Genomic DNA, 21922 nt, shown 5'->3' with positions numbered 1-21922 from the left:
ACACAAAAAGGCTCTGTAGAGTTCTATGGCTCTGCAAACATTTGCAGTCATTCTTATATAAAAAAAGATAGTAATCAGCTACCTATCATGATCTAAATACTTTTTATTTAACTATTTTTTATTTATATAAGCTGTAAAACGCAGTTGATAGTTAAAACGAACCAAACAGCGTACCTAAAGTAATCACTACCACTACGGCAACGAGCGGGATTGCCATAGTGACCATAGCAATGTTGAGATAAGACTGTCTATGGCTCAAGCCACAAATGGCTAGCAAGGTGATAACTGCACCACTATGCGGTAAGGTATCAAGTCCACCTGCGGCCATGACAGCCACGCGGTGCATGAGCTCTGGATCAATACCAGCTTTGAGCGCCATCTGCAAATAATCCTCACCCAACGTTGATAGCGCAATACTTAGACCACCAGAAGAGGAACCAGTAATACCAGCAAGAGTGGTCATTGCCACCGCTTCTGAAATTAACGGGTTTTCAGGACTTAAATTCAAGATGCTGTCACGAATAATAATGAAACCAGCAAGTGAGGCAATAACAGCACCATAACCCACTTCTGAGGCTGTGTTAAAAATAGGCAGCATTGAATCATAAGTACCACGGTTAATAGTTTTTTGTAGATCGTTCCAATGACCGATACGCATCACAATCAATACTATAGAGGCAACGACCAACGAGATAATAATAGACCATAGTCCCAGTGATCCTGCGATATTAAGATCTGGGAACTGAGTTTGCAAATCATTGAAATCCATTGAAGGAAAGATGGCATAAGTAAGAAGGGCATTAAGAATAATGACTAGTGTTAGCGGTATCATAGCAACTAGGAACGAAGTGTGATGAGTATCGCGTGCTTCAGCAGTAGCTGCTAGATTGCTTTGCCCATTATGATTTTTGACATCGCTATTATGCATATCGTTAGCGGATTTTTTTTCAATATCAATACTATCCAAATCTGCATCTTCATTATGCTCACCGTAGCCTTCACCCATAGCACTGGCTTTTCGCGCCCGTGACTGTAGCCATAACCAGCCCAGCATAAACATAATCGTCCCACCAATGATGCCTAAGATAGGCGCGGCGAAGACGTTGGTATTATAGTAAGGAATAGGAATAGCATTCTGAATCGCTGGTGTACCTGGTAGTGCCGTCATGGTAAAGGTGAACGAGCCTAAGGCAATAGCGGCTGGAATCAAGCGCTTAGGAATATCAGCAGCTTTAAATAGGTCTTTAGCGATAGGATAGATGGCAAAGGCTACAACGAATAGCGAGACACCGCCATAAGTTAAAATGGCACAAACCAAAATTACGGCAAGAATAGCTTTGTTTGCGCCCAGTTTGTTGACTACACTGTTAGCGATCGCTGTTGCCGCTCCAGAGTCTGCCATCAAGCGGCCAAACAGTGCGCCTAGTAAGAATATAGGAAAGAATTTGAGTAGAAAACCACTCAATGCGCCCATAAACACATCGGTATAGGCAGGAATACTGCTTAAAAAATCACCTGAAAATAAGACGGCTAAAGCAGCCATAATCGGTGCTAGAATTAGCACTGAATAACCGCGGTAGGCAAAGAACATCAATAATAACAAAGTAATTACAATAGCAAGTGTGCTAAACATGACCGCCCTCCTTGGCTAAGCTAAGCTTGAGAGTATGCAGTGCATAGAAAAATAGGTCAATAAGATTAAACTTAACGTATTTTATCCAACGTTATTCTAGCTAAATAGTGTAATTATCTCCCCTATATTGATCAAGCTGCTCTACCCTGTAGGCGCTTCATACTATCTTCTAGTCGCTACTAGAATTATATGTTAAGTTGTTACGGCTACACTCTGTATTTTATAGTGATATAAAATTTATTACTTTAAATGTAAGACTAATTAGTAATCTAGTATTTGCTTGAATGAGCGAAACCCATAATAAATCAATGTAAATAATAAAAACGAGACTTGCAAGGAGATAAGCATGAGTCAATCAAAGGTGTATCACAGCGCAAAAGCGGCGCTGAGTGGTGTTGTGCGTGACGGACAAACGCTCGCAATCGGTGGTTTTGGTCTATGCGGTATTCCTGAAGCATTGATTGAAGCACTGCATGATAGTGAGGTTAAAGATTTGACCTGCGTCAGTAATAATGCAGGAGTTGATGAATTCGGTCTTGGTCTATTGCTACAGACTCGGCAAATAAAAAAAATGATTTCCTCTTATGTAGGCGAAAATAAAGAGTTTGAGCGTCAGTACTTAGCTGGTGAACTAGAAGTAGAGCTCACCCCGCAAGGCACACTTGCTGAGAGACTGCGTGCAGGTGGTGCAGGTATTCCGGCATTTTATACCGCAACCGGCGTTGGCACCTTAGTCGCTGAAGGTAAAGAAACCCGTGAATTTGACGGTCGCACTTATGTGCTTGAGCATTCATTACGTGCCGATGTCTCTCTAATTAAAGCGCAAAAAGCAGATAAGGCAGGTAACTTAATCTTTAATAAAACTGCGCGTAACTTTAACCCAGACTGTGCAATGGCAGGCAAGATTACTATTGCTGAAGTCGAAGAAATCGTAGAGATTGGTGCACTTGACCCTGACGAGATTCATCTACCAGGCATTTTTGTGCAGCGTATTGTGCTAAATAGCAGCCCTGAAAAGCGTATTGAAAAGATAACGACTAAAGCGGTTGAGAGCGTTTAATTCATGCTACACACAAGTGAATATTATAAAAATTAAGGAAGATACTATGGCTTGGACACGAGAGCAGATGGCGCAGCGTGCAGCGCAAGAACTACAAGACGGTTATTATGTGAATTTGGGTATTGGTCTGCCAACTCTAGTTGCTAACTATATTCCAGAAGGTATGGATGTGTGGTTACAATCAGAAAATGGCCTATTAGGTATTGGTGAGTTCCCAACGCCAGAAAATGTCGACGCTGATCTAATAAATGCGGGTAAGCAGACTGTTACGACGGCACTAGGTGCCAGTTACTTTAGCAGCTCTGAGTCATTTGCAATGATTCGCGGTGGTCACGTTAACCTTGCGATTTTAGGGGCGATGGAAGTTTCAGAGAAAGGTGACTTAGCTAACTGGATGATCCCGGGTAAGATGGTCAAAGGTATGGGCGGTGCGATGGACTTAGTCGCAGGCGTGCAGCGCATCATCGTAATAATGGAGCAAGTCAATAAACATGGCGATCCAAAAATCCTTGCTCAGTGTGAACTGCCATTAACGGGTAAAGGTGTGGTTGACCGTATTATTACTGAGCTGGCGGTGCTCGATGTTACTGATAAAGGGCTAAAACTGGTTGAGTTAGCAGAAGGTATCAGCTTTGAAGAGCTGCAACAAAAAACGCCAGTAACTATTATTAAATAATTATTATCTCACGAGATAGCCACAATAAGGATCGTTCATGGCAACGCTATTAGAGAAAGACTTGACTGGTAAAGTAGCCTTAGTTACGGGTTCTGCTAGTGGAATCGGACGCGATATCGCCGAAATCTATGCACTAGCAGGTGCTGCTGTTGGCATTGCTGATATAAATATTAATGCGGCGCAAAGCACGGTTGATGCTATTGAAGCTGCTGGTGGACGTGCGCTGGCTATTGAGATGGATGTGACTTCTGAGGATGCTGTTAATAGTGGTGTGCAAAAGCTAATAGATACTTTTGGCAGCATTGATATCTTGGTTTCTAACGCTGGTATTCAAATTATTAATCCTATTGATAAAATGTCTTTCTCCGACTGGAAAAAGATGCTAAATATTCACTTAGATGGTGCATTTTTGACCACTAAAGCCGCTATAGAACATATGTATAAGGATAATAAAGGTGGTACCGTCATCTATATGGGTTCAGTACATTCTCACGAAGCGTCAATGTATAAAGCTCCTTATGTCACTGCTAAGCATGGCTTGCTGGGCCTATGCCGCGTACTAGCTAAAGAAGGTGCCGAGCATAATGTGCGTTCGCATGTGATCTGCCCTGGATTTGTCAAAACACCCTTAGTTGAAAAACAAATTCCGCAGCAAGCCGCTGAAAAAGGTATTAGTGAGGAGTCAGTAGTTAATGATATTATGCTAGTAAATACAGTGGATAAAGAGTTCACAACAGTAAATGACATAGCTCAGTTAGCACTATTTTTAGCCGCTTTTCCAACCAATGTGTTCACCGGACAATCCATAGTTGCCAGTCACGGTTGGTTTATGAATTAATGTTTTAGATAAATAATAGTGAATGGGCAAACTTTAAGTTTTAATACAAAAGGGCTATCGTTCGCTATCTATCAGACTGTTTTTAAGAGCAACGTTAGACTAGACTAAAAATTATTTTATGCATAATAAAAGATTCGGTTGAAACTAGGAATATTCAATACGACTGCAGTTTAAGCAATCTCAATAATAACTGCCACAGACTCACCCTCACTGATATATAAAGCTGCAATGCTAGCTTTAGGGTCTGACATAAACGGTCTCAACGATCAAAAAAGTGTATAATATTGCCTGCCATACTAACGGAAAGTGCCTCTTGAAACTTGCGCTAGTATTTTACGACTTTCACTAATGACAGCAGTTAATTTAAGGCTATAAGGATAGGTTACGGCTTTATGTTATTAAAAACTACCACTCCTGATTTTGCCGCTTTATTAACTAGCGATAATACTATTTTATTATTAAAACAACTTCATAGGCTAGCAGATACTAGCAGGCATGGTCTACACCAAACCTCTACACTCACTGATGATTTATGCTTTTGTCCAGCGATTGATCTAAAGCTTTTAGCAACTCACAACTCATCGCTAAATTACACAGCGTTATCAAGTTTGGACAACGAACCACTGGCTACTGAGTGGCTAATCGAATTATTTAATGCTTTGTTTGTTGAGCAAAATGTCCAGTTGGTACGCGGCGATGATGAGCCTGAGTACTTCCCTGCTACTGCCAGCAGTCCTGCACGTATCGAGTTCGCTCACGGGTTTTTTGCCAGTGCGCTACATGAAATAAGTCATTGGTGTGTGGCAGGTCATAAGCGCCGCCTACTTAGTGACTTTGGCTATTGGTATGCTGCCGATGGCCGTAGTCAGTCTCAGCAACAAGCTTTTGAGTCCGTAGAGATCAAACCTCAAGCGTTAGAATGTCTATTCACTACTGCCTGTCAGCAACCTTTTAAAGTATCACAAGATAATCTATTTGCCAGCTTTGATACTAGCGCTAGCACTTTCGCTAATGATGTCTATACACAGGCTAAACATTACATTGCTAACCCGCAAACGCTACCTAGGGATGCGCAGACTTTATTAGCAGCATTATTAATGTTTCAGCTAGAGAGCTAGATTTATAAGATACTGTTAGTCCTTAGAATGAAAATTAGTCAAAATAAAAGAGCTCTCAGAATACTGAGAGCTCTTTTATTTTAAAACGATTTCGATCAAACCTGATAAACAATTTTTCTAAATATTACCATTGACAAAGTCAGCACAGACTTGATCTTTCCAAGTTAACTTCTCAACACGGTTATTTCTATCAAAATCAATTCTCAAACGACAGTTTTGGTAGTCGTTATTTGCTGAGAGTTTCAACCCAAGGGCATAATTCCAAACTTTTGGGCTAAAAATACCTTCATTAAAATGAGGGTTACCCAATATTTGTCTGACTTGGTCTTTATGCTGTGCAACTTCGAGCAGACGTACTTGACTGACATCGTAATTTGGTAAACCCTTTAGATGACTATATTCTACCTCTGAAAACGCTGGTGTTTTTTGTGAATTATTCATAAACACGTTGGTACAAGCAGTTAACGCTAGTACAGCTGATAGCATTACAGCTTTCAAAATTACTTTCATAACTTTCTCTCAAATAGATTAGGTGAGGTGACCTAATAATTAGACCACCTGCAAAATATCTCTAGTTCTAGTTAATAACACCACTAATACCGATACGTGCACTTGCTCCGCCTTCAGAGTCTGTTGCTACACCACCGGTTAGACTCCAGCGACCACTATCAGCTGTACGACGCAATGAACCACCAATGGCATTTTCACCGCGATGATAACCTGCTCCTATAGAGTAAGTGAACTTACCTGGAATATATGGCGCAGACTCAAGTGACAAGGCTGCAGCAATACCAGCATTGCCTTGTTTTTCAACTTCATCGATACGGTCATTAGTGTAATAGAACGCATCATCAATCCTACTATTTAGAGAGTCAAAGCGTTTGAGAGAGGCGCTATCGACTGCCGCTAAAGCAGAACCAACATCAGTATATGCCTCACCTGCTACACTATAACTAGGGGCCGTAATATTACCACTAGCATCTACTTTAGAACCACCACCTAGAGCATTAGATATATTGGTATTGGCTGCATGTAATTGTGAGCCATTGACTGCCTCATTACTCTTAGCGGTCACTGCTCCGGCTTTGACACCGCTCACTGTACGATCACCAGCTGTCCCTGACATGTTGACTGAATTACCGCCTTTGTCTGCGGCAACTTTAATCTCCTGAGTTATCGCATCTTGCTTCACAAGACCAACTCCACCATTATTAATATCATTTTTTAAGTTATTAATATCAGTAGTATTGCTTTCAACTCGCTGCTCAGTTTGAAATAGCTGATCACCAGTTATGGCATCTTTACTACCTTTAGCAACTTTACCATTTTTTACATTGGTTAAAGTTGTGCCGTCAGCACCGCCACCTAAAGTAACCCTATCTTTATTAATGGAACCATCAGCGTTTTTATCATACTGTACTGCCGAATTACTTAGTGACTCATTAGCAGCTTTGATGTTATTAATAGCCCCATCTAGCGTATCTAGTGCATCGCCCACATTGTTCTGCGCGCCGCCTTGAACCTTGTAATTAGGGGCAGTTACTTGACCTGTGACTGGGTCATACTTCGAACCGCCACCTAAATTATTAGCGGTACTATTGCCCAAAGCATCGTTTTTAGCATTATTGCTATTTGCAATAGCATCCAACTGGCCTTTATTGACTGCATCATTGGCAGCAGTTCCATTAGCAATATTAATAATCTTAGCGCCACTAGCGTCGAAGCCGTTAGCTTTCACTTGACCAGTAAAGGTCGGAGCGTCTACAAATTGGATATCGATATTGCCATTAGACACTACGGTCTTGATATTGCTATTGCTTGCGGCAGCAGTAGCACCGCCGCTGATGTTAAGCGTGCTGCCAAGCTTCTGTGCTGTAGTGCCACTATTACCCGTAAAGGTCAGTGGTGTATCAGCCAGATTCCCTAAGCTGTTTGCCACATCTGATACTTGACCTTCTGTTGCCGCACGGTTACCTACCACTTGCGTCTTATCGTAGCTGGTATTGGTTAGACCAGTGATATTACCATCTTTACCACTTATAACGACTGGATTGGCGCCACCAACAGTTATATTATCAGCTGCAACATTAGTAGTATTAGTACCATCCGTAACACTAGAACCTGCTGCGCCATAACTACTAGTGTTAATGCCGTCAGTAACCGTTGTCCCTGTCGCTGTTAGAGCCGTTACGTTACCATTACGATCATTTGCGGTGACTGTCTTAACACTGATATCGTCAGCTAAATCGTAATTGATACCATTGTCATAGACTGTCGCTACTAAGTTTTTGTCAGTATTACTGTATTTAACAGTGTCACCTAGCTGCACATTGTCTGTAGTACCATTATCTGCACTAATATTAAAGCCTTTATTCGCTTGACCTTGAGCATTGGCGATAGCTTGATTAGTCTCAAACAACTGATTACCGTTAATAGCATCTGTGCTGTCTTTTGCGACAGTGCCTGCTGCGACATTTTTAATGACCGTGTTGCCAGCGTTGATACCTGCTCTGGTGATGCTTGGAGCATTGGTAATAATATCGCCATTGGTATCAACGAAGTTAAAGCCTTCAGAGCCATAGCGAGTGCCTGCCCCTGTCTGATCACTGACCGTGATGCCATTCGCCGCAGTGGTAGAGGTGTTCGTACCATCGGTAACGGTGCTGCCTGCTGCGCCATAGTTACTGGTGTTGGTGCCATCAGTGACGTTAGTGCCGGCAGCCGTCATTTGAGTCACGTTGCCCGCTTTGTCATCAATAGTCACACCCGCATTGTTCGTAACCGTGTTGCCCGTGGTGACACTGCCCGTCTCGCCTAAATCTAAGTTCTTCTTCAGGCTGTACTTGATGGTGTTGTTGGTTTTAACCACTTCTAAGTTGTTCTCAGCATCTGCTGTACCGATATCTACGGTATCGCCCGCTTTGATAGCCGCGCCATTAGCACCATTGGTTTGTAGGGTGAAGCCTTGATCTAAGGCACTGATAGCGGCGCCAACATTGTTGCTGTCAGTACCATTGACACTGTAAGTCGGGGCACTCACAGTACCCGTCTTATCATCGTACGTTGCACCGCCGCCAAGGTTAGTGGCTGTGCTGTTGCCTAAGGCATCGGTGTTGGCTTTGCCTGCCGTTGCTAAAGCATCTAATTGACCTCTGTTCACCGCATCTTTCGCCGCTGTGCCGTCTTGCACATTAACAATCTTGTTGTTGTTAGCGTCGAAGCCATTGGCTTTCACTTGGCCGGCGAACGTTGGGGCGTCTAACAATTGGATATCAACTTTGCCGTCAGTGACGACCGTCTTCACGTTACTATTACTTGAGTCGCCCGTAGCACCGCCACTAATGTTCAGCGTGCTGCCAAGCTTCTGCGCGGTTGTGCCACTATTACCTGTAAAGGTCAGTGGCGTATCAGCCAGATTCCCTAAGCTATTTGCCACATCGGATACTTGACCTTCTGTTGCCGCACGGTTACGTACCACTTGAGCTTCATCATAGCTGGTATTAGTTAGACCGGTTACCACGCCGTCTTTACCATTGACTACCACAGGGTTAGCGCCACCAGCGCTGATGCTGTCTGCGCCAATAGTACTAGTATCTGTGCCATTGCTGACCGTAACGCCTGCAGGACCCGTAGTCGTGGTGTTCGTACCATCGGTAACGGTGCTGCCTGCTGCGCCATAGTTACTGGTGTTGGTGCCATCAGTGACGTTAGTGCCGGCAGCCGTCATTTGAGTCACGTTGCCCGCTTTGTCATCAATAGTCACACCCGCATTGTTAGTGACGGTGTTACCCGTGGTGACGCTGCCCGTCTCACCTAAATCTAAGTTCTTCTTCAGGCTGTACTTGATGGTGTTGTTGGTTTTAACCACTTCTAAGTTGTTCTCAGCATCCGCTGTACCGATATCTACGGTATCGCCCGCTTTGATAGCGGCGCCATTAGCACCATTGGTCTGTAGCGTGAAGCCTTTATCCAAGGCACTGATAGCGGCGCCAACATTGTTGCTGTTTTGACCGTTGACGCTGTACATCGGGGCACTAACAGTACCCGTTGTTGCATCATAAATAGCACCGCCGCCAAGGTTAGTGGCTGTGCTGTTGCCTAAGGCATCGGTGTTGGCTTTGCCTGCCGTTGCTAAAGCATCTAATTGACCTCTGTTCACCGCATCTTTAGCCGCTGTGCCATCTTGGACATTAACAATCTTGTTGTTGTTAGCATCGAAGCCATTGGCCTTAACTTGGCCGGCGAACGTTGGGGCGTCTAACAATTGGATATCAACTTTGCCGTCAGTGACGACCGTCTTCACGTTGCTATTACTTGAGTCGCCCGTAGCACCGCCGCTAATGTTCAGCGTGCTGCCAAGCTTCTGGGCTGTACTGCCACTATTACCTGTAAAGGTCAGTGGCGTATCAGCCAAGTCGCCTAAGCTATTTGCCACATCGGATACTTGACCTTCTGTTGCCGCACGGTTACGTACCACTTGAGCTTCATCATAGCTGGTATTGGTTAGACCGGTTACCACGCCGTCTTTACCATTGACTGCCACAGGGTTAGCGCCACCAGCGCTGATACTGTCTGCGCCAATAGTACTAGTATCTGTGCCATTGCTGACCATAACGCTTGTAGGACCCGTAGTCGTGGTATTAGTACCATCGGTAACGGTGCTGCCTGCTGCGCCATAGTTACTGGTGTTGGTGCCATCAGTGACGTTAGTGCCGGCAGCCGTCATTTGAGTCACGTTGCCCGCTTTGTCATCAATAGTCACACCCGCATTGTTCGTAACCGTGTTACCCGTGGTGACGCTGCCCATCTCGCCTAAATCTAAGTTCTTCTTCAGGCTGTACTTGATGGTGTTGTTGGTTTTAACCACTTCTAAGTTGTTCTCAGCATCTGCTGTACCGATATCTACGGTATCGCCCGCTTTGATAGCGGCGCCATTAGCACCATTGGTCTGTAGCGTGAAGCCTTTATCCAAGGCGCTGATAGCGGCGCCAACATTGTTGCTGTTTTGACCGTTGACGCTGTAAGTCGGGGCACCAACAGTACCCGTTGTTGCATCATAAATAGCACCGCCGCCAAGGTTAGTGGCTGTGCTGTTGCCTAAGGCATCGGTGTTGGCTTTGCCTGCCGTTGCTAAAGCATCTAATTGACCTCTGTTCACCGCATCTTTAGCCGCTGTGCCGTCTTGGACATTGATGATCTTAGCGCCGCTAGCGTCAAAGCCATTGGCTTTAACTTGGCCGGCGAACGTTGGGGCGTCTAACAATTGGATATCAACTTTGCCGTCAGTGACGACCGTCTTCACGTTGCTATTACTTGAGTCGCCCATAGCACCGCCACTAATGTTCAGCGTGCTGCCAAGCTTCTGGGCGGTACTGCCACTATTACCTGCCACAGTAATGCTACGATTCACTGCCGTATCTAAAGTACTTAAAGCGCGACCGACATTATTACTAGTCGTAGTGCTACCAGCCCCACCATTTGGATTATTGGTTAATGTATAAGAAGGTGCTGTGTAAACACCAGTAGCAGGATTAGTCACTGCACCGCCGCCTAAAGCATCTTGAGTAGCTTTTGCCGCTTCGTTTAAAGCAGTACTAGTGATAAACAACTGACTGCCATTTACCGCATCAGTACTAGTTGCATTGATGTTAGCAGCCGCTACATTGGTAATTCTGCGCTCATTGCCAGCCGATCCTACTGACACCACGGACTTTGGAGTAATAGCAGCTGCTGTATTTGCCCCTATGGTAGAGTTAACTCGGTAAGTGCCAGAATTATTAACGGCAGCGGTTGAAGAGCTCTGACCTAAGGCAACATCACCCGCTTGACCTTCAGCACTAGCAGAAGATCCTATTACAGTAGTATTGGCCAAACTGGCTTTAGTACCACTACCAATTACTACAGCTTGAGTTGCAGTTGATGATGCTGTTGCTGAGTTACCTACTACCGTGGAGAATGCGCCATTGGCTTTGACAAAAAAGCCTAATGCCACCGCTCTATTAGCATCGGCTACGTTACCACGCCCTACCGCGACGGTTTGATCACCTGTAGCTTGTGAAGCCGAGCCTATGGCCGTGGCTTGATTACCAGTCGCCCTTGCACCATTACCAAAAGCAGTGGTCTGTTCATTCGATGCGGTGGCGCCTTGACCTACTGCCGTTGAATTTATTCCTGTTACTTGCGCGCCAAATCCTATAGCAGTGCCATTACTATTATTTGCAGTTGATCCTGAACCTATAGAAATATTACCTTGGTTACCTACTGCTTGAGAACCCTTACCAATAGCTATAGCATTAGTCCCTGTAGCAGTTGCCCCCTCGCCACAGGCTACTTCGCTATCATTACCACCTACATTTTGATTCGCCGGACCCGTACAAGTAGCATCGACAGCAAAAACTGTAGAATTCAAGCCTAATGATAGGAGTATGGCGGCTGAGAGTTTTGTCAGTCCACTTAACCCCATCGCATATCGGCTTACTGAACCCGCCTCTGAAGTAGCGCTTACCGCCCCTACTGTACCACTGCCTTTCTTACCATTTGCACGAGCAAACTCAGCTACTGCGACGAATGTACCGGTAGCTTTGCAAAAGATCACTTTATAAATATGGTTCATACTTTTTCCTATAAGCAAGGATTTAAAAAACAGTGTTGACTGAGTTTCCCCAAGCACCGTAAATAAAAGAAGCCATTTTCATGGCTATACTTTTATGAACATCAATAAACTCAGCTTCTTAATCCATGATTTCGACTATGAGTCTGCTTGTACCAATTCAAATGCAACATAACTAGATTGTTTGCTATGTCATTAACACCATAGACATTTCAGATTTTATGGTGAGCACCCTAAACGGTCAATCATTAACAGACAGAAGTCTATAATATGGTGATAAACTGATTTTTACATCCTTTTTTCCTATAATTAAAAACCGAACTTTAATCTAAAAATAAAATAGTACTAAATTAAATGTCTTATAAATTTGGTATCATTAACATAGGTTATTAACAAGTATTATGTTTTTATTTAAGGTGGTATTCATTTTATCTCGATTAGAGTATTGTTAATTAATAAACTATTGTTCAATAATAGTAACAATATAATATTAGCGATACATTTGTATTACCTTGAATTATATTTTATTTATAGACTATAATCGATTAAAATATATCCACACGATTATTTTATATTATTTATTTTAGATAATAATTGAAAATTTACGCTATTACCTTGTAATGGTCATTTAGGATATAGGCATTGAAATTAGCCTAGGAAAAGCTGGTCTCTAAGTTCTATTGCAGTAATTTTGGCCGTAGAACTATAAGAATATTTAACAAATAGCAAGAGCAGCCCAATATAAGAGTGATAGCTACTTATAGTTATTAATAACTAATTTATCACCTTGATAAACTGTGGAATTTGCTACTTAATGCTGAACTATTACTATCAAAACTATGAGGACTGTAAAGCTTTGCTAATTAAAATTAGTTATTCAATGCAAACCAATTAATATCTGAAGATAAAATCTATTTCGAGACCATCCCAGATTCTGTGTAACTGCCATTTAGATTAAATGCTTACTAATACGATCATCAAACATAATCATAAAGCGATTAAGGGCAGACGTCCAGTTACGGATCGGCATTGACCACTTCTTGGACGCCTGCTGAGTTGCTAAATACACCACTTTAAACGCCGCTTGGTCAGACGGGAACACCTTACGCTTATTCACCGCTGTTCGAATCACGCTGTTTAGTGACTCAATAGCATTAGTGGTATAAATAGCTTTTCTGATGTCTTTAGGATACTCAAAGAACACCGTTAAGCCCTCCCAGTTGCTGCGCCAAGACTTGACCACATGTGGATAGTTCTTGCCCCATATCTCATCAAAGTGCTCAAGATTGGCCTCTGCTATCTCAAGCGTATCAGCGCCGTAGATGGCCTTTAAATCAGCCGCTACTGCCTTCTTATCCGTCCATGGCACAAACTTCATGGAATAACGTACCATGTGTACGATACACAGCTGAACCTGAGCATTGGGGTAAACGGTGTTAATGGCATCAGGGAAGCCCTTTAGACCATCGACACAGGCGATTAAGATGTCTTGTACTCCACGGTTTTGTAGTTCAGTGAGTACGCCAAGCCAGAACTTAGCCCCTTCATTTTCTGATAACCACATGCCAAGCAGCTCTTTTTTACCATTAAGACCGACGCCTAGCGCCAGATAGATAGCCTTGTTGATGATCTGTTTGTCTTGACGTACTTTAACGACAATGCAGTCTAAATAGACGATAGGATAAACACTGCTCAGCAGCCGGTTCTGCCAAGCGGTGATGTCGTCTATGATGTGATCGGTAACCCTTGAGACAAGAAAGCTTGAGATGTCGACATCATAGAGCTCTTTGATACTCTCTACGATCTCAGTGGTGGTTTGACCCTTGGCGTAAAGGTATATGATTTTATCATCAAGACCTGAGATACGGGTTTGATGCTTACTAACGAGTACAGGCTCAAAGCTGCTATCACGGTCTCTTGGGGTGGAGATCTCAAGATTGCCTGTGTCGCTACGGACCCTCTTTTTAGTGTGTCCATTGCGCTTGTTAGGCTTGTCTGCCTTCTCATGCTTGGGGTAGCCTAGATGGTCTTCCATCTCAGCTTCAAGAGCGGTATCGATAAAGGATTGCATGAGTTGCTTTTGAAAGTCTTTGATGTCATCGAAGCTTTTCATGCTACTAGCCATTTGCTCGGCTAGTTTTTTAATGTCAGATTGAGTAGTCATTGCTTATTCTCCGGTTAGTGGATTATAAGCAGTTACACACTTTTTAGGAAAGGCTCTCTATTTCGTATAACTTACTTAACGCTTTGCTAGTATCATTAATCGAATATCTGTATATGATATAAGCGTTTATAGCTATACTTAACTTAGAATCAAGCACTTTATATTTACCAAGAATAAAATATCATTGAAATTATTGATAACCATAAAATAAGGTTTCATTATGCAAACATTCTATATTCACCCAGAAGACCCACAGCAACGCCTCATTGAACAAGTAGCTGAGATGCTACGCAATGATAAGTTGATCATTTACCCTACTGATACTAGCTATGCTTTTGGTTGTCGTTTAGGGGCAAAAGATGCGCTAGAGAAGCTTAAGCAAATTCGTGAATTAGATGATAAGCATCAATTCACTTTGTTATGTCGTGATTTAAGTGAAATTGCTAACTATGCAGCAGTAGATAACACCCAATTCAAGCAGCTAAAAGCACATACACCAGCTCCCATTACTTTTATTTTAAATGCCACTAAAGATGTTCCCAAAAAACTGGCCCATACTAAGAAAAAAACCATTGGTATTCGGGTACCAAGTAATGCTATTGCTCAGGCAATATTAGCGGCGATGGATGAGCCTATCTTAACTAGCTCACTGATATTACCTACTCACGACGGTGTACTCGATGATCCCTATGACATCGAAGAGTTGCTAGGCAATCAGATAGACGGTCTAATCAATGTGGGTATAAAAACCACCAAATTGACTACTATTGTAGATATGACTAGTGGTGAAGTGGCAATCATTAGGCAAGGTGCCGCTGACGTCAGCGCATTAATGCTCTAACTGTTTGCCAATTAAGGCATTGTGGTTAGCCTTAGAGGGAATTGCTAATAAAAACCATAAATTTTAGCCAAAAAAAAAGCTCCAATAAATTGGGGCTTTTTTTATAACAAAGATACTATTAATGTTACATTTAGCTTATAGAATTAGTCACGATCAACTAGCTCTACATAAGCCATAGGTGCATTGTCACCATCACGGAAACCGCATTTTACAATACGTAAATATCCGCCTGGACGCGTTTGGTAACGAGGACCCAAGGTGCCAAATAGTTTGCCAACCATAGCTTTGCTACGCATACGGCTAAAAGCCAAACGACGGTTAGCAACGCTATCTTCTTTAGCCATAGTGATCAATGGCTCAGCAACACGGCGTAATTCTTTAGCTTTTGGCAATGTAGTTTTAATCAGTTCATGCTCAAATAATGAGTTTGTCATGTTCTGGAACATTGCTTTACGATGACTGCCGGTACGACCCAGCTTGACTCCACTCTTACGATGGCGCATAGTCAAAAATCCTTAAAGTTTAACGGCTACGATAAGAGAAGCGATCATCAACACGTAAGTCAGCGGGTGGCCAGTTATCTAGGCGCATACCGAGCTCTAAATCTTTAGACGCTAGTACGTCCTTGATTTCGGTTAATGATTTCTTACCAAGATTTGGGGTTTTTAGTAGTTCAGTCTCTGAACGCTGTACCAAATCACCGATATAGTAAATGTTTTCAGCTTTTAAGCAGTTGGCTGAGCGAACCGTTAGTTCAAGGTCATCCACAGGGCGTAATAGCACTGGGTCAACCTCTTCTTTTTCTTTCACAGGCTCAGGCGCTTCTTCAGCTTCTAGGTCAACAAAGATAGAAATCTGTTGTTGTAAAATAGTAGCAGCTTTACGAATTGCTTCTTCTGGATCGATAGTGCCGTTAGTTTCAAGTTCGACGATAAGACGATCAAGATCGGTACGCTGTTCTACACGTGCGTTCTCAACCTGATAAGCAACACGTAACACTGGGCTAAAGCTTGCATCAAGCTTCAAGCGGCCAATTGCTTTAGTGTCACCATCTTCACGGCGCTGATTTGCTGGCTCATATCCACGACCCATAACCACACGCAAACGCATCTTTAGATGACCGCGAGCGCTTAATGTTCCCAATACCAATTCTGGATTGATAATGTCCACATTATGCGGCAAAGCGATGTCTGCGGCAGTGATAATGCCTGGACCTTGTTTGTCTAAGGTCAAAAATACTTCATTTTGGTCATGAAGAGTAATTGCTAAGCCCTTTAAATTCAAAAGCAAATCAAGCACATCTTCTTGCAATCCTTCGAGCGTAGAGTATTCATGGTCAACACCATCAATCTCAGCTTCGATAACTGCAGCACCAGGTAATGAAGATAACAAGATGCGACGTAAGGCATTCCCTAAGGTATGCCCAAAGCCGCGTTCTAACGGTTCGAGCGTGACTTTCGCAATCGTTTCATTAACCGTATCCACGTTAATGGCATTTGGTGTTAGAAACTCAGTTGCATTTAGCATCATGATGTCACCTCGATTTATTTAACTGGTTTAATTAACTTCATTAAATCGACGTTACCCACATAAGTGATAACGTCAATCATAATTTCAGTTACTTAGAGTATAGCTCAACGATCAAGCTTTCGTTGATTTCAGCTGGTAAATCAATGCGATCAGGTGCATGTTTGAATGTACCTTGAAGCTTGCTGTTATCAACATCTAGCCATTCTGGAATACCACGTTGTGAAGCTAATTCGATAGCATTCTGAATACGTAGTTGTTCGCGAGACTTCTCTTGGACAGCGATGACATCACCATCTTGCAGCTGAATTGATGGAATGTTCACACGAACAAACTCATCACGGCCGGCTTTTTTTACCATGATAGAACGATGGCTAACTAGCTGACGTGCTTCAGCGCGAGTTGAGCCAAAGCCCATGCGATAAACCACATTGTCTAAACGACTCTCAAGCATAGCTAATAGGTTCTCACCAGTAGCACCACGTTTGCGAGCAGCTTCTTTATAATAGTTAGCAAACTGACGTTCTAATACACCGTAGATACGCTTAACTTTTTGTTTTTCGCGTAACTGTAGTGCATATTCCGAGGTCTTATTACGGCTAACGCCATGTTGACCTGGTGGACGACCAGCTTTTTTCGTTTTTACGTCGTAGGGCTTTACGCCAGACTTAAGACCTAGATCCGTGCCTTCACGACGTGATAATTTCAGTTTTGGTCCAATATAGCGGGCCATCTTTATGTCTCCTATAAGCTTTTGTTATAAAAAGCTTCGTCTTAAATATTAGACGCGGCGCTTTTTCGGCGCACGGCAACCATTGTGTGGGATTGGGGTTACATCAGAGATGCTATTAATTTTATAACCCAATGCACCTAGTGCTCTTACCGCAGACTCACGACCCGGTCCTGGTCCTTTGACCAAAACATCGACATTCTTAACACCATATTCTTGAGCCGCTTTACCAGCGACCTCAGCTGCAACCTGCGCTGCAAATGGTGTAGATTTACGTGAACCACGGAAGCCTTGTCCACCTGAAGTGGCCCAAGCCAATGCATTACCTTGACGATCGGTAATCGTAACAATGGTGTTATTAAAAGACGCATGGATGTGGGCTATGCCCTCCGATACTGAACGACGAGTCACCTTTTTGCGACTGCGAGTGTCTTTTGCCATCTTTTAGCTTCCTAAGTTAATTATCTTTTGATTGCTCTACGTGGACCCTTACGAGTACGCGCATTCGTTTTCGTACGTTGACCATTAACAGGCAAGTTACGACGATGACGAATGCCACGATAACAGCCTAAATCAACCAAACGCTTAATGTTCATTGACACTTCACGACGAAGATCACCTTCGGTCATGTAGTTTGCAATCTGTGCACGGATAGCATCTAACTGCGTATCATCTAACTGACTGATTTTAGTAGTAGTATCAATACCGACTGCTTCTAAGATTTTCTGAGCAGTGGTACGACCTACACCAAAGATGTAAGTTAGTGAAATAACAGCATGCTTATTATCCGGAATGTTAACACCGGCAATACGAGCCATTGCTTTCTCTCCATTGAAGAAAAACAAAATTTATTCATAATAAATAGTGTATTGTTTTTCAGATTTATTGCTGTTAATACTCATGGCCGTATTATCTTAACTATTACAGTAACTCGCTAAGAGAAACTAATCATTGTTAATATAATAAAGTATGAGTAAGAACTACGGCAAGTGGCGGATGATATCGCATCCGCCATTGTTTTTCAAGTATTAATTCAATTAATAGCTTAGGTAAAATACCATATTCTATCTATTGACTAGCCTTGACGTTGCTTGTGGCGAGGTTCTGCTGTACATATAACGTGTACACGGCCTTTACGGCGTACAATCTTGCAGCTACCACAAATCTTTTTAACTGATGCTTGAACTTTCATTGCATGCTCCTTGAGATATCATCCTACTCATACATTGCTAGATTATTAATAACAAAAGTTACTAATAATTATTAAGGCTGAGTTGGCGACTGAATTAACGTCTGATCATTATATTGATGGGTCATCAAATGCGCTTGAATTTGCGAGATGAAGTCCATTACCACAACCACCATAATTAGTAGCGACGTACCACCGAGTTGAAACGGCACACCAAATCCTGATTGAACTAGCATTGGCATTAAACAGATGGCCGTCATATACATCGCGCCAATAAAGGTCAACCGGTTTAATACATGATCAAGATAACGCTGAGTTTGTTGTCCGGGGCGAATACCAGGGATATACGCACCACTACGTTTAAGGTTCTCAGCAACTTCGCGTGGACTAAAGACTAATGCCGTATAGAAGTAGCAAAAGAAAATAATCATCGCACCGAACAGAACTAAATAGAGCGGTTGTCCTGGGGACAATACCAAAGCCATATTTTGCAATATCTTCTGTACAAAGGTAGGATCAGTTGATTGACCAACCCACTGCCCTAAACTAGCTGGAAACAATAACAAAGAACTGGCAAAAATAGCTGGGATAACCCCTGCCATATTAATTTTCAACGGCAAATGTGACTGCTGTTGAGCATATATTTTGCGACCTTGCTGCTGTTTTTGCGCGTAATTTACAGGCACACGACGCTGGGCACGTTCAATATAGACGATACCCGCGGTAACCGCGACACCTAGTATCACAAAGATAAAGAGTACAATCAAGTTCATCTGACCTTGATTGACTTGTTCGATAGATTGCGAAATCATACCTGGCGTACCAGCCACAATGCTGGCAAAAATCAGCATTGAGATACCATTACCCACACCACGCTCTGTAATCTGCTCACCAAGCCACATTAAGAACATAGCCCCTGCCACTAACGAAGTTACTGCAGGGATATAGAAGGTAAGGCCGCTGGATAAAGTCAGGTTCTGACTAATCAGACCAGCACACATTCCTAAAGACTGTACTAAAGCTAATGCAAGTGTCCCTTGACGGGTATACTTGTTAAGCTTACGTCTACCCGCTTCACCTTCTTTTTTGATGGCTTCAAGCGAGGGTAGTACAGCTGACATCATCTGTACAATGATAGATGCTGAAATATATGGCATGATACCAAGCGCCATAATTGACATTCTTTCCAGCGCGCCACCTGAAAACATGTTAAACATGCTTAAGATAGTGTTTTCATTGCGTGAGAACAAATCGGCTAAATTCACCGGATTAATGCCAGGTACAGGAATATGTGACCCTAAACGATAAACAATCAATGCGCCGATCAAAAACAACATGCGTGACCAAAGCTCATCATACTTACGTATAAAAGCAAAAGGATTTAGCGGAATGCCAGACGATGACACTGATTGTTTTGACACGTTACTACTCCTCGATGCTACCACCAGCAGCTTCGATTGCTTGCTTGGCGCCTTTAGTCACTTTTACACCTTGGAAGGTATAAGCTTTAGTGACATCACCAGACAAGATAATACGTGCACGCTTCATATCATGACGAATAATGTTAGCCGTTTTAAGAGTAGCAACGTTAACGATATCGCCTTCAACTTTATTCAATTCAGACAGACGAACTTCAGCAGTTGTCATTGCCATTTTACTGGTAAAGCCGAATTTAGGTAGACGACGGAATAATGGCATTTGGCCACCTTCAAATCCTCTACGGATACCAGAACCTGAACGTGACTTCTGACCTTTTACACCACGGCCACCAGTTTTGCCTAAGCCTGAACCGATACCACGACCACGACGTTGGGCAGTTTTCTTGGCGCCAACACCTGGTGATAATTCATTTAATCTAAGACCCATTACGCTTCCTCCACTTTTACCATGTAGTTAACGCGATTGACCATACCACGGGTTGAAGGAGTATCTTCTACTTCAACAGTATGATTAATGCGGCGTAAACCCAATCCTTTCAAGCTAGCTTTGTGGCTCTTGAGGCGATGGGCACCTGATTTTACTTGAGTGACTTTCATTGTTTTCATCGTAACTCACCTAGTCTAAGTTAGCCCAAAATTTCGTCTACAGATTTACCACGTTTTGCTGCCATCTTTTCTGGAGTTGACATATCACGTAAACCATTAAATGTAGCGCGAACTACGTTAGCAGTATTGGTAGAACCATAACATTTAGTCAAAACATCTTTGACGCCAGCAACTTCTAATACAGCACGCATTGCGCCACCAGCGATAACGCCAGTACCTTCAGATGCAGGTTGCATATAGACTTTACTTGCACCATGACGTGCTTTGATCGGATGATGCAAAGTTGCATCATTAAGCTCAACAGTAATCATATTACGTTTGGCAGCTTCTAGAGCTTTTTGAATAGCAGCTGGTACTTCACGGGCTTTACCGCGACCGAAACCAACGCGACCATTACCATCGCCTACTACGGTTAACGCAGTAAAAGAGAAGATACGACCACCTTTAACTACTTTCGCAACGCGATCAACGGTAACTAAGCGTTCTACTAAACCGTCAGTCTGCTCATTCTTATCATTTTTATCATTTCTAGCCATGATTAAAACTCCAATCCGTTTGCGCGAGCGGCTTCAGCTAAAGCTTTAACTCGACCATGATATTTAAAACCACTACGGTCAAACGCAACTTTAGTGATACCAGCTGCTTTTGCGCGTTCTGCGATCATTTGGCCTACAGACGTAGCTGCATCAACGTTACCAGTTGCGCCTGAGCGTAAACTGCCGTCTAATGTAGATGCCTGTGCAATCACTTCACCACCGTTAGGAGAGATAATTTGGGCATAGATATGCTTTGGCGTGCGATTAACCGTTAGGCGATTAACACCTAAAAAACGGATATGCGCGCGGGTTTTCTTAGCTCGACGCAGACGAGCTGCTTTTTTATCAAACATTTCAACTCACCTTATTTTTTCTTGGCTTCTTTGCGAATCACATGCTCGTCACTATAACGAATACCTTTACCTTTATAAGGCTCTGGTGGGCGGAAACCGCGGATATTAGCCGCTGCTTGACCAAGCTGCTGTTTATTGTTTGATTTCAAAACAATTTCAGTTTGCGTTGGGGTTTCAGCTGACACGCTTTCAGGCAATGTATATTCTACTGGATGTGAATAACCGACGTTTAAGGTTATTTTATCGCCATTAGCTTGAGCACGATAACCAACACCGATCAACTGCAGGCGTTTTTCAAAGCCTTCAGTTACACCTTTAACATGGTTGTTAAGGATAGCGCGGATGGTGCCAGTGTGCATCATGGCTTCTTTTGAATCGACTGTAGGTGAGAGAATGATAGCATCATCTTCCTGTTTCAGCTCGACCAATTCGTGCAGGCGTAAAGACAAAGTACCGTTCTTGCCTTTCACTTCGACCTGCCGATCGTTCAAAGTAACACTTACGCCATTAGGCAGTATTACTGGGGCTTTAGCCACACGAGACATAGGAATATTCCTTAAAAAATTAATATCTTCTGTTAGCAAACTATTAGCAAAATAAAT

20 protein-coding genes and 1 pseudogene are annotated in these 21922 nt (G+C 42.9%); 5 read left to right on the top strand and 16 right to left on the bottom strand.

Annotated features, from left to right (window positions below):
* Positions 1–151 precede the first annotated feature (151 nt).
* Complete coding sequence (locus KZA12_RS11600; protein ID WP_218690328.1) at positions 152–1633, bottom strand: GntP family permease; 1482 nt, start codon at positions 1631–1633, stop codon at positions 152–154.
* A 346-nt stretch (positions 1634–1979) separates the two neighbouring features.
* Here KZA12_RS11600 and KZA12_RS11595 point away from each other — a divergent pair, with 346 nt between their 5' ends.
* The 4 genes from KZA12_RS11595 (at position 1980) to KZA12_RS11580 (ending at position 5325) form a co-directional block, all read left to right on the top strand.
* Entirely contained in the window at positions 1980–2693 is a 714-nt protein-coding gene (locus KZA12_RS11595) for a CoA transferase subunit A (protein ID WP_218690327.1), read from the top strand.
* A 46-nt stretch (positions 2694–2739) separates the two neighbouring features.
* On the top strand, positions 2740–3369 hold the full coding sequence (locus KZA12_RS11590) for a CoA transferase subunit B (RefSeq protein ID WP_201623030.1): 630 nt from the start codon (positions 2740–2742) through the stop codon (positions 3367–3369).
* 37 nt (positions 3370–3406) lie between these two features.
* The gene (locus KZA12_RS11585) at positions 3407–4207 is read left to right on the top strand and encodes a 3-hydroxybutyrate dehydrogenase (RefSeq protein ID WP_201623029.1); all 801 of its coding nucleotides are present in this window, start codon (positions 3407–3409) and stop codon (positions 4205–4207) included.
* Positions 4208–4599: 392 nt separating this feature from the next.
* On the top strand, positions 4600–5325 hold the full coding sequence (locus KZA12_RS11580; RefSeq protein WP_218690326.1) for an elongation factor P hydroxylase: 726 nt from the start codon (positions 4600–4602) through the stop codon (positions 5323–5325).
* Between the two features lie 117 nt (positions 5326–5442).
* Here the strand turns inward: KZA12_RS11580 and KZA12_RS11575 are convergent, their stop codons facing one another.
* The 3 genes and pseudogenes from KZA12_RS11575 to KZA12_RS11565 all read right to left on the bottom strand — a co-directional run bounded on the left by KZA12_RS11575 (position 5443) and on the right by KZA12_RS11565 (position 14099).
* Positions 5443–5835, bottom strand: coding sequence for an outer membrane protein assembly factor BamE (locus tag KZA12_RS11575; RefSeq protein WP_201623027.1), 393 nt, complete (start codon positions 5833–5835; stop codon positions 5443–5445).
* Between the two features lie 67 nt (positions 5836–5902).
* Positions 5903–11926, bottom strand: a pseudogene (locus tag KZA12_RS11570) (ESPR-type extended signal peptide-containing protein); the annotation flags it as partial.
* A 958-nt stretch (positions 11927–12884) separates the two neighbouring features.
* Positions 12885–14099 (bottom strand): IS256 family transposase, encoded by a 1215-nt coding sequence (locus tag KZA12_RS11565; protein WP_218690324.1) that lies wholly within the window; start codon positions 14097–14099, stop codon positions 12885–12887.
* A gap of 220 nt (positions 14100–14319) precedes the next feature.
* Between KZA12_RS11565 and KZA12_RS11560 the strand changes: the two genes are divergently transcribed.
* Positions 14320–14940 carry an L-threonylcarbamoyladenylate synthase gene (locus KZA12_RS11560; protein ID WP_201623025.1) on the top strand — a complete coding sequence of 207 codons (621 nt, stop codon included), beginning with the start codon at positions 14320–14322 and terminating at the stop codon, positions 14938–14940.
* Between the two features lie 143 nt (positions 14941–15083).
* Here the strand turns inward: KZA12_RS11560 and rplQ are convergent, their stop codons facing one another.
* The 12 genes from rplQ to rplF all read right to left on the bottom strand — a co-directional run bounded on the left by rplQ (position 15084) and on the right by rplF (position 21865).
* Positions 15084–15443: a 50S ribosomal protein L17 gene (gene rplQ, locus KZA12_RS11555; RefSeq protein ID WP_201623024.1), complete on the bottom strand. Its 360-nt coding sequence runs from the start codon at positions 15441–15443 to the stop codon at positions 15084–15086.
* A 19-nt stretch (positions 15444–15462) separates the two neighbouring features.
* Positions 15463–16470 (bottom strand): DNA-directed RNA polymerase subunit alpha, encoded by a 1008-nt coding sequence (locus KZA12_RS11550; protein ID WP_216581161.1) that lies wholly within the window; start codon positions 16468–16470, stop codon positions 15463–15465.
* Positions 16471–16558: 88 nt separating this feature from the next.
* Positions 16559–17200, bottom strand: a complete 642-nt coding sequence (gene rpsD / locus KZA12_RS11545; RefSeq protein WP_201623022.1) for a 30S ribosomal protein S4 — start codon at positions 17198–17200, stop codon at positions 16559–16561.
* Between the two features lie 48 nt (positions 17201–17248).
* The gene (rpsK, locus tag KZA12_RS11540; protein WP_201623021.1) at positions 17249–17638 is read right to left on the bottom strand and encodes a 30S ribosomal protein S11; all 390 of its coding nucleotides are present in this window, start codon (positions 17636–17638) and stop codon (positions 17249–17251) included.
* 20 nt (positions 17639–17658) lie between these two features.
* Positions 17659–18015 (bottom strand): 30S ribosomal protein S13, encoded by a 357-nt coding sequence (gene rpsM / locus KZA12_RS11535; protein WP_201623020.1) that lies wholly within the window; start codon positions 18013–18015, stop codon positions 17659–17661.
* A 257-nt stretch (positions 18016–18272) separates the two neighbouring features.
* Positions 18273–18389, bottom strand: a complete 117-nt coding sequence (gene rpmJ / locus KZA12_RS11530) for a 50S ribosomal protein L36 (RefSeq protein ID WP_025644371.1) — start codon at positions 18387–18389, stop codon at positions 18273–18275.
* Between the two features lie 71 nt (positions 18390–18460).
* Complete coding sequence (gene secY / locus KZA12_RS11525; RefSeq protein WP_227677230.1) at positions 18461–19723, bottom strand: preprotein translocase subunit SecY; 1263 nt, start codon at positions 19721–19723, stop codon at positions 18461–18463.
* 88 nt (positions 19724–19811) lie between these two features.
* Entirely contained in the window at positions 19812–20252 is a 441-nt protein-coding gene (rplO, locus tag KZA12_RS11520) for a 50S ribosomal protein L15 (RefSeq protein ID WP_201623018.1), read from the bottom strand.
* Positions 20252–20431, bottom strand: coding sequence for a 50S ribosomal protein L30 (gene rpmD, locus KZA12_RS11515; RefSeq protein WP_201623017.1), 180 nt, complete (start codon positions 20429–20431; stop codon positions 20252–20254). Before rpmD ends, rplO begins: the two co-directional genes overlap by 1 nt.
* Before the next feature lie 20 nt (positions 20432–20451).
* Complete coding sequence (gene rpsE / locus KZA12_RS11510) at positions 20452–20967, bottom strand: 30S ribosomal protein S5 (protein WP_057758716.1); 516 nt, start codon at positions 20965–20967, stop codon at positions 20452–20454.
* A 2-nt stretch (positions 20968–20969) separates the two neighbouring features.
* Positions 20970–21320, bottom strand: coding sequence for a 50S ribosomal protein L18 (rplR, locus tag KZA12_RS11505; protein WP_201623016.1), 351 nt, complete (start codon positions 21318–21320; stop codon positions 20970–20972).
* An 11-nt stretch (positions 21321–21331) separates the two neighbouring features.
* Positions 21332–21865, bottom strand: coding sequence for a 50S ribosomal protein L6 (rplF, locus tag KZA12_RS11500; RefSeq protein ID WP_201623015.1), 534 nt, complete (start codon positions 21863–21865; stop codon positions 21332–21334).
* Between the last annotated feature and the right edge of the window lie 57 nt (positions 21866–21922).

The organism is Psychrobacter sp. BF1, assembly GCF_019279065.1.
GTDB classification, from domain to species: Bacteria; Pseudomonadota; Gammaproteobacteria; order Pseudomonadales; family Moraxellaceae; genus Psychrobacter; species Psychrobacter urativorans.
This window is presented reverse-complemented; position numbering and strand designations above follow the sequence as displayed.

Bases quoted from the DNA above. Each gene is read 5' to 3' on its own strand.
- rpsE (WP_057758716.1), bottom strand. From the start codon at position 20,967: ATGGCTAGAAATGATAAAAATGATAAGAATGAGCAGACTGACGGTTTA.
- KZA12_RS11590 (WP_201623030.1), top strand. From the start codon at position 2,740: ATGGCTTGGACACGAGAGCAGATGGCGCAGCGTGCAGCGCAAGAACTA.
- KZA12_RS11565 (WP_218690324.1), bottom strand. From the start codon at position 14,099: ATGACTACTCAATCTGACATTAAAAAACTAGCCGAGCAAATGGCTAGT.
- rplF (WP_201623015.1), bottom strand. From the start codon at position 21,865: ATGTCTCGTGTGGCTAAAGCCCCAGTAATACTGCCTAATGGCGTAAGT.
- rpsD (WP_201623022.1), bottom strand. From the start codon at position 17,200: ATGGCCCGCTATATTGGACCAAAACTGAAATTATCACGTCGTGAAGGC.
- KZA12_RS11575 (WP_201623027.1), bottom strand. From the start codon at position 5,835: ATGAAAGTAATTTTGAAAGCTGTAATGCTATCAGCTGTACTAGCGTTA.
- rplO (WP_201623018.1), bottom strand. From the start codon at position 20,252: ATGGGTCTTAGATTAAATGAATTATCACCAGGTGTTGGCGCCAAGAAA.
- rpsK (WP_201623021.1), bottom strand. From the start codon at position 17,638: ATGGCAAAAGACACTCGCAGTCGCAAAAAGGTGACTCGTCGTTCAGTA.
- rplQ (WP_201623024.1), bottom strand. From the start codon at position 15,443: ATGCGCCATCGTAAGAGTGGAGTCAAGCTGGGTCGTACCGGCAGTCAT.
- rpsM (WP_201623020.1), bottom strand. From the start codon at position 18,015: ATGGCTCGTATTGCCGGTGTTAACATTCCGGATAATAAGCATGCTGTT.
- KZA12_RS11580 (WP_218690326.1), top strand. From the start codon at position 4,600: ATGTTATTAAAAACTACCACTCCTGATTTTGCCGCTTTATTAACTAGC.
- secY (WP_227677230.1), bottom strand. From the start codon at position 19,723: ATGTTGTTTTTGATCGGCGCATTGATTGTTTATCGTTTAGGGTCACAT.
- rpmD (WP_201623017.1), bottom strand. From the start codon at position 20,431: ATGAAAACAATGAAAGTCACTCAAGTAAAATCAGGTGCCCATCGCCTC.
- KZA12_RS11600 (WP_218690328.1), bottom strand. From the start codon at position 1,633: ATGTTTAGCACACTTGCTATTGTAATTACTTTGTTATTATTGATGTTC.
- KZA12_RS11595 (WP_218690327.1), top strand. From the start codon at position 1,980: ATGAGTCAATCAAAGGTGTATCACAGCGCAAAAGCGGCGCTGAGTGGT.
- rplR (WP_201623016.1), bottom strand. From the start codon at position 21,320: ATGTTTGATAAAAAAGCAGCTCGTCTGCGTCGAGCTAAGAAAACCCGC.
- rpmJ (WP_025644371.1), bottom strand. From the start codon at position 18,389: ATGAAAGTTCAAGCATCAGTTAAAAAGATTTGTGGTAGCTGCAAGATT.
- KZA12_RS11560 (WP_201623025.1), top strand. From the start codon at position 14,320: ATGCAAACATTCTATATTCACCCAGAAGACCCACAGCAACGCCTCATT.
- KZA12_RS11550 (WP_216581161.1), bottom strand. From the start codon at position 16,470: ATGATGCTAAATGCAACTGAGTTTCTAACACCAAATGCCATTAACGTG.
- KZA12_RS11585 (WP_201623029.1), top strand. From the start codon at position 3,407: ATGGCAACGCTATTAGAGAAAGACTTGACTGGTAAAGTAGCCTTAGTT.